This is a genomic window from Microbacterium sp. (assembly GCF_036277215.1).
Lineage (GTDB): Bacteria > Actinomycetota > Actinomycetes > Actinomycetales > Microbacteriaceae > Microbacterium.
Genome location: NZ_DASUNI010000079.1, coordinates 1 through 7,086, shown reverse-complemented (window position 1 = coordinate 7,086; position 7,086 = coordinate 1). Strand labels below are relative to the sequence as shown.

Below are 7,086 nucleotides of genomic sequence, written 5' to 3'. Positions count from 1 at the left end.
GGACGTCACTGCGCTGGTGCAGCCCGGTGAGAACGTGATCGGCGCGACCGTGGCCGGCGCCTGGTACACCGAGAAATACGGATTCTTCGCCTTCGCCGACCGCGTGTACGGCGACCAGCCCGCTTTCCTGGCGCAGCTGCGCATCGAGTTCGAGGACGGGTCAGTCCGCACGATCGCGACCGACGACGGGTGGCGTGCCGACGGCACGGGAGCGGTCGTCGCGTCCGGCATCTATGCCGGCGAGCACCAGGACCTGCGCCGAGCAGACGACGGATGGTCGGCGTCCGGCTACGACGACGAGGCCTGGACGCCGGTGCGCATCGGAGCCGCTGCCAAGCCGGGCTACGAGAACGTCCCCGTTCCCGAAGCGCGGATCGCACCCCCGGTGCGCCGGACCGAGACGCTTCCGGTCGCCGACGTCCTCACTTCCCCGACAGGCGGACTGATTCTGGACTTCGGCCAGAACCTCGTCGGACGGCTCCGCCTGCGGGTGACAGGTGCGTCCGGCACCTCGCTCACGGTGCGGCACGCCGAGGTGCTCGATGAGGGCGAGCTCGCCCTGCGGCCGCTGCGCAACTCGGCGTCGACCGCGGTCTTCGACCTCGCCGGCGACGGGGAGGAGACCCTGGAATCGCGCTTCACGTTCCACGGGTTCCGGTATGCCCAGATCGACGGATGGCCGGGGGAGTTCGACCCCGCCGCCGTCGAGGCCGTGGTGCTGCACACGGACATGACCCGCACGGGCTGGTTCGAGTCCTCGCACGCGCAACTCGACCGATTGCACGAGAACGTCGTGTGGGGCATGCGCGGCAACTTCCTGTCCATTCCCACCGACTGCCCCCAGCGGGACGAGCGGCTCGGATGGACCGGCGACATCCAGGTGTTCACCCCCACCGCCAGCTTCCTCTACGACTGCGACGGGTTCCTGACCTCGTGGCTGCGCGACCTCGCGATCGAGCAGGCGCACACCGCCGGCAACGTCCCGCTCGTCGTCCCGGCCGCGCTGCCCGGCTTCGGCGGCCCCGCCGCGGTCGCCGCGTGGGGGGATGCCGCGACCGTCACGCCCTGGGTGCTGCACGAGCGATTCGGCGATGCCGGCATCCTGCGCGACCAGTACGCCAGCATGCGCGACTGGGTCGACGCCGTCCTGCGCGTCTCGACCGACGGGCTGTGGGCGCACACGTTCCAGCTCGGCGACTGGCTCGATCCGTCAGCCCCGCCCGACAAGCCGGCGCAGGCCAAGGTCGACTCCGACATCGTCGCGAGCGCGTACCTGGCGCGGTCGCTGCGCATCGTGGCGGACACCGCTGCCCTGCTCGGAGAGACGACGGATGCCGAGAAGTACGGCGCACTCGCCGACACGAGCCGGGACGCGTTCGTCGCCGAGTACGTCACCCCGCGTGGCCGCATGATGTCTGACGCGCCGACCGCGTACGCACTCGCGCTGACGTTCGACCTGGTGACCGACGAGAGCGTCCGTGCGCGGCTGGCGCAGCGCCTGGCGGAGCTCGTCCGGGGAGGCGGCTATCGCATCGGCACCGGGTTCGTCGGCACGCCCCTGGTCACCGACGCGCTGACCGACGGCGGCTATCTGGACGAGGCCGCCCGCCTGCTGCTGCAGACCGAGAACCCCTCGTGGCTGTACCCGGTCACGATGGGTGCCACCACGATCTGGGAGCGCTGGGACAGCCTGCTCGAGGACGGCTCGGTCAACCCGGGCGAGATGACCTCGTTCAATCACTACGCCCTCGGCGCGGTGGCCGACTGGCTGCATCGCACTGTCGCAGGTCTCGCCCCCGACGAACCCGGGTACCGGCGGGTTCGCATCGCGCCGCGACCGCTGCGGGAACTCGAGCACGCGTCCGCACGGCACGATACGCCGTACGGTCCGGCATCCGTCGGATGGCGGCGCGAAGGATCGGGCATCGTCGTGAGCGCGGAGGTGCCGCCCAACACCACGGCGGTCGTCGAGCTGCCCGGCCGCGAGCCGTTCGAGGTCGGGTCGGGCACCCACGAGTGGACGACGGACGACCGCGCGCCGCGACCCTTCGCCGGCCCGTTCCATCTCGACTCGTCGACCGCCTCCGTGATCGACGACCCCCGGGCGTACCGCGCCCTGATCGACGCGATCGAGCATCACGACCCCGCGCAGGCCGATGTCGTGCGCCGCGAGACGGTGTGGACGCATGGACGGACGGTCCGCCAATCCCTCATGTTCACTCCGCATTCGCTGCTCGAGTACGTCGAAGAGGCGCTCGCTGCAATCTCGGAAGGCTAGATGATGTTCGATCGCAGTTCGACGTTCGGCGAGGCGCTCGACAGCCCCGCGGCGCGCTCGGTCCTCGAGGTGTTCCTCCCCGGTATCGCCGCCTCGCCGATGGCGTCCCAGTTCAAGGACGTGAGACTCGGGCAGCTGGTCAACCTCGTTCCCGGCCTCTCGGAGTCCGTGGACAAGGACCGGTTCTGGGAGGCGCTCGGCGAACTCGACGAAGGTGCACCGGCGCGGGCGCCATACGCACCGGCGGTCGAGCCGCGGAACGACTACGAGGGCGACGACGTGCCGCGCGCGTCGGCGGAGGTCACCCTCCCCGGCGCCACCCCGCAGTGGGGTGTCATCGAGGTGCGCTTCGCCGGGCCCGGCCACGGCAACCCGTTCGTCGATGTCGAGTTCGGTGCATCCTTCACCGACGGCGCGCGGGTGCTCCACGCGGGCGGCTTCTACGACGGCGACGGTGTGTATGCGGTCCGGCTGCTCGCCGAGTCCGTGGGCCGGTGGGTGTTCGAGACGGCATCGACCGCCCGCTCACTCGACGGCATCGTCGGCGAAGTGGTCGTGACCGAGCCGGCGCCCGGCACTCACGGGCCGCTGCATGTCGAGGGCTTCCACTTCGCCCACGCGGACGGCACGCGGTACCGCCCGGTCGGCACCACCGCGTACGCATGGACCCACCAGTCCGAAGACCTGCAGGAGCGGACGCTGCGCGCCCTCGAGGGGTCGGGCTTCACGAAGATGCGGATGTGCGTCTTCCCGAAGTCGTACCTCTACAACGAGAACGAGCCCGAGGACTTTCCGTTCGTCGGATCGCTTGCGGAGGGCTTCGACCTGGAGCGGTTCGACACCGCCCACTTCCGCCGGCTCGAGGACCGGATCGCGCAGCTCGGCGAGCTGGGCATCGAGGCCGACCTGATCCTCTTCCACGCCTACGACCGCTGGGGTTTCGCCGACCTCGGCCGAGCCGTCGATGAACGGGCGCTCCGCTACGTCGTGCGGCGGCTCGCCGCCTACGCCAACGTATGGTGGGCGCTGGCGAACGAGTACGACCTGCTGTGGGCCAAGACCGAGGACGACTGGGAGCGGATCGCCGAGATCATCCAGGAGGAGGACCCGCACGGGCACCTCACCTCGATCCACAACTGCCGCCCGTTCTACGACCAGACACGGCCGTGGATCACGCACGCCAGCGTGCAGCGCGTGGACGTGTACCGCACCGCCGAGAACACCGACCACTGGCGCGAGCAGTGGAACAAGCCGATCGTCATCGATGAGTGCGGGTACGAGGGCGACATCGACCAGGGCTGGGGCAACCTCACGGCCGAGGAACTCGTTCGGCGCTGCTGGGAGGGCGCCGTCCGCGGCGGCTACGTGGGCCACGGCGAGACGTACCTCAACGAGGCTCACGAGCTGTGGTGGTCCAAGGGCGGCGAGCTCGTGGGCGAGAGCCCGGCCCGCATGGCCTTCCTCGACCGGATCATCGGCGAGTCGCCCACCGGCGTCGTGGACCCCCTGCCGTCGGACTGGGACGTTCCGTTCGGCGGCGTCGCGGACGAGTACGTGCTGCTCTACTTCGGATTCAACCGCCCGCGGTTCCGCAACGTCGTGCTGCCCGAGGGCGAGTTCGAGGTCGACGTGATCGACACGTGGGGGATGACCGTCGAGGCTGTGCCCGGGCGTCACACCGGCGTCTTGCGGGTGGACCTCCCCGGCCGCCAGTTCATGGCGATCCGCGCCCGGAGAGCGGCCTGAAGCGCAGTTCCCGCGCACGCGGAAGGCGCCGGCGGATGCTGCTCCGCCGGCGCCTTCCGGTATGTCAGACGCGCTTCTTGCGGTTGACGATGAGGCCGTAGATGAGCAGGACGATGATCGATCCGCCGATGGCGAGCAGCCAGGTCTGGATCGAGAAGAAGTCCTGGAGCGGAGCATTGAACAGCACGCTGCCCAGCCATCCGCCGAGCAGGGCGCCGACGACGCCCAGGAGCAGTGTGATGAGCCAGCCGCCGCCCTGCTTGCCCGGCAGGATGAGCTTTGCAATGGCACCGGCGGCGAGGCCGAGGATGAGGAATGCGAGGAATCCCATGATGTGTCTCTCTTCTTCTCTTGGGGGGAACGCGCCCGGAAGCCCGGGCGCAGCCCTCGCCGAATCGGGATGCGAGGGCTGAGGGAACCCTACTCCCTGCGGCCATCGGCCCCTTCCGGCACGCCGCATGGGCTATTGTTCCCACCGCCGTCGCGAACCTTCGGGATAACCCGAGCCGAGCCGTCGGGACGCCCGGGGGGCGCGGCGAGAGTCGCGAACCTACGGTGGAGGCATGACCTCCCAGACTCTGACGCAGCCGGCCGCCCCGGCGGCACCCGCAACGCGTCGCTCCACCGCTCTCTCCCCTCTCCGCGTCGCAGGCGCGATCGCACAGCTGGCCGCCCTCGGCGTCGTCGGGCCGATCTTCTTCACCATCCTCGCGACGCTGCTGGGCGTCGGACTCGGTCTCGTACCGGTCCTCGGCATCGGGCTCGTGCTGCTCCTGGGCTTCGTCTATGCGCTGTACGCCCTGGGCTGGCTCGAGACCGCCCGCGTCGACGGCCTGTATTCGCTCGGCCTTCCCGGACTGCGGCCCCGCGCGCGTACGCGCCCGGGCTTCGGCGGATGGCTCCGCATGGTCTGGCACCAGTTCATCGACCCGTCCATGTGGCGCGCCGTCGCCAGCGCTGCCATCTCCACCATCCTGGGACTGGTCGTCCTGCCCCTTCTCTCGATCTTCGCCTCCGGCATCGTGCTCGCCTTCGCTCCCCTCTTCGCCCGCAGCGGGTCGGTGCGTCTGGCCGGCACCGGAATCGACGTTCCGGTGGCCTGGGCATCGGTCGTGGGTGTCCTCGCCGCTGTCGTCGCACTCGCCGCCGTGGTCGGCATCGCGCTGCTGCACGGTGTGCTCGCCCGCGTGATCGTGGTGCCGACACGCGAAGCGCAGCTCACGGAGCAGGCCCGTACCTCCGACGCACAGCGAGCGGGCGCCATCCGCGCGTCCGAAGTCGAGCGCACCCGCATCGAGCGCGACCTCCACGACGGCGTCCAGCCGCGGCTGGTCTCGGTCGGAATGACGCTCGGCCTCGCGCAGCAGAAGATCGACGATGACCCGGCGGCGGCCAAGGAGCTGCTCGCCGAGGCTCACACCTCGACCAAAGCGGCCATCACCGAGCTGAGGCAGCTGGCCCGCGGCATCCATGCGTCCGTTCTCGACGATCGAGGGCTGGATGCCGCGCTGTCGGCCCTCGCCGGACGATCGCACATTCCCGTCCACCTGGATGTCCGGCTCGACGCGCGCTGCGACCGCAACGCCGAAGCCGCGGTGTACTTCGCCATCGCCGAGACGCTCACCAATGCGGCCAAGCACTCCCGCGCGGGCGAATGCCGAGTGGTCGTGCGGCAGCGTGAAGGCGGAACCCTGTGGGCGCGCGTCGAGGACAACGGGATCGGCGGCGCTCAGGTGACGGCCGGAGGCGGTCTCGACGGGATCTCGAACCGCATCCTCGCGGCCGGCGGAACCGTCCGGCTGGACAGCCCGCAGGGTGGACCCACCTCGTTGGAGGTGAGCGTCCCGTGCGCATCCTGATCTGCGAGGACTCCGTCCTCCTGCGTGAGGGCCTCGTCCGCCTTCTCGAAGATGCCGGCCACGAGGTGGTCGCGGCCCTTCCCGACGCGGACGCGCTGGACGAGACAGTCGCCCGTACTGCACCCGACCTGTGCATCCTCGACGTCCGGCTCCCGCCGACATTCACGGACGAGGGCATCCGCGCCGCACTGCGGCTGCGATCCGAGAACCCGACGCTTCCGGTCCTCGTGCTCTCGCAGTACGTCGAGGAGCGCTACGCGACCGATCTCATCACCGGACAGGGCGGGGCCCTCGGGTACCTGCTGAAGGACCGCGTGGCCGACGTGACCGACTTCCTCGCGGCCATCGTCCGAATCAGCGAGGGAGCGACGGTGCTCGACCCCGAGGTGGTCGCCCAGCTGCTGAGCCGGCGACCACGAGATGAGCGGATGCAGCGCCTCACCCCGCGGGAAGCGTCGACGCTGGCGCTCATCGCCGAGGGCAAGTCCAACCAGGCCATCGCGGCGACGCTCTTCGTCTCGGAAGCCAGCGTCGAGAAGTACATCACCGCCATATTCCAGAAGCTCGACCTCGAGCCGGACGAATCCGGCAATCGGCGCGTGCTCGCAGCACTCGCACACCTCGGACACGACGGCGGACAGCCGCAGACAGGAGCCTTCCGATGAGCACCATGAACACCCCGCCGGCCACGCCGCAGCCCGCCGGACCGCCGCCCGCCGCCTACGCGCCACCCCCGCCCCCGCCCTACGGGCCTCCGCCGGCGGGGTATGCGCCCCAGCAGCCGGTGCAGCCTCCGGGCCGGCCGCCTGAGACCAGTGGCGCGTCGCGCGTCGTGGCGATCCTCGCGATCGCGCTCGGCTGCGCCATCATCCTGGGTGCACTGGGCTCCGCGACGTTCTCGACGATCGCCGCCGCGAGCGTGCGCACCGAGACCCAGACGATGGACGTGGCCGGTGTCAATCGGCTGAACGTGGACGTCGACGCGGCCTCGCTGCGCGTCGAGTTCGACGACGTGTCGGAGGCCTCGCTCGAGGTCACGAGCGGCGGCGGGGTCGGCGCGTGGACGTTCGAGCGCGACGGCGATGCCCTCGCGGTGGCGACCCCGCACCGATTCGGGCCCTGGTGGCTCTTCGGCGGCGAGGTGCGCGCGACGCTCACCCTTCCCCGCGAACTGGAGGGTACTTCGATGGATGCCTCCCTCGA

5 protein-coding genes and 1 pseudogene are annotated in these 7,086 nt (G+C 70.4%); 5 read left to right on the top strand and 1 reads right to left on the bottom strand.

The window, feature by feature from the left end; translation table 11 throughout:
- Window positions 1-2,278 (top strand): family 78 glycoside hydrolase catalytic domain (locus VFX99_RS03815; protein WP_329664991.1); only part of this gene is annotated, 2,278 nt, incomplete at its 5' end.
- 3 nt (window positions 2,279-2,281) lie between these two features.
- Window positions 2,282-4,024, top strand: a complete 1,743-nt coding sequence (locus VFX99_RS03810; RefSeq protein WP_329664990.1) for a DUF5605 domain-containing protein — start codon at window positions 2,282-2,284, stop codon at window positions 4,022-4,024.
- A gap of 64 nt (window positions 4,025-4,088) precedes the next feature.
- On the opposite strand, the gene VFX99_RS03805 is transcribed toward VFX99_RS03810, so the two are convergent.
- Window positions 4,089-4,355, bottom strand: coding sequence for a GlsB/YeaQ/YmgE family stress response membrane protein (locus tag VFX99_RS03805; protein WP_329664989.1), 267 nt, complete (start codon window positions 4,353-4,355; stop codon window positions 4,089-4,091).
- Between the two features lie 232 nt (window positions 4,356-4,587).
- Between VFX99_RS03805 and VFX99_RS03800 the strand changes: the two genes are divergently transcribed.
- The 3 genes and pseudogenes from VFX99_RS03800 to VFX99_RS03790 all read left to right on the top strand — a co-directional run.
- On the top strand, window positions 4,588-5,883 hold the full coding sequence (locus VFX99_RS03800) for a sensor histidine kinase (protein ID WP_329664988.1): 1,296 nt from the start codon (window positions 4,588-4,590) through the stop codon (window positions 5,881-5,883).
- Window positions 5,871-6,548, top strand: a complete 678-nt coding sequence (locus VFX99_RS03795) for a response regulator transcription factor (RefSeq protein ID WP_329664987.1) — start codon at window positions 5,871-5,873, stop codon at window positions 6,546-6,548. Before VFX99_RS03800 ends, VFX99_RS03795 begins: the two co-directional genes overlap by 13 nt.
- Window positions 6,545-7,086: pseudogene (locus VFX99_RS03790) on the top strand (hypothetical protein); the annotation flags it as partial. The gene VFX99_RS03795 and the pseudogene VFX99_RS03790, both read left to right, overlap by 4 nt.

Bases quoted from the DNA above. Each gene is read 5' to 3' on its own strand.
- VFX99_RS03805 (WP_329664989.1), bottom strand. From the start codon at position 4,355: ATGGGATTCCTCGCATTCCTCATCCTCGGCCTCGCCGCCGGTGCCATT.
- VFX99_RS03800 (WP_329664988.1), top strand. From the start codon at position 4,588: ATGACCTCCCAGACTCTGACGCAGCCGGCCGCCCCGGCGGCACCCGCA.
- VFX99_RS03810 (WP_329664990.1), top strand. From the start codon at position 2,282: ATGTTCGATCGCAGTTCGACGTTCGGCGAGGCGCTCGACAGCCCCGCG.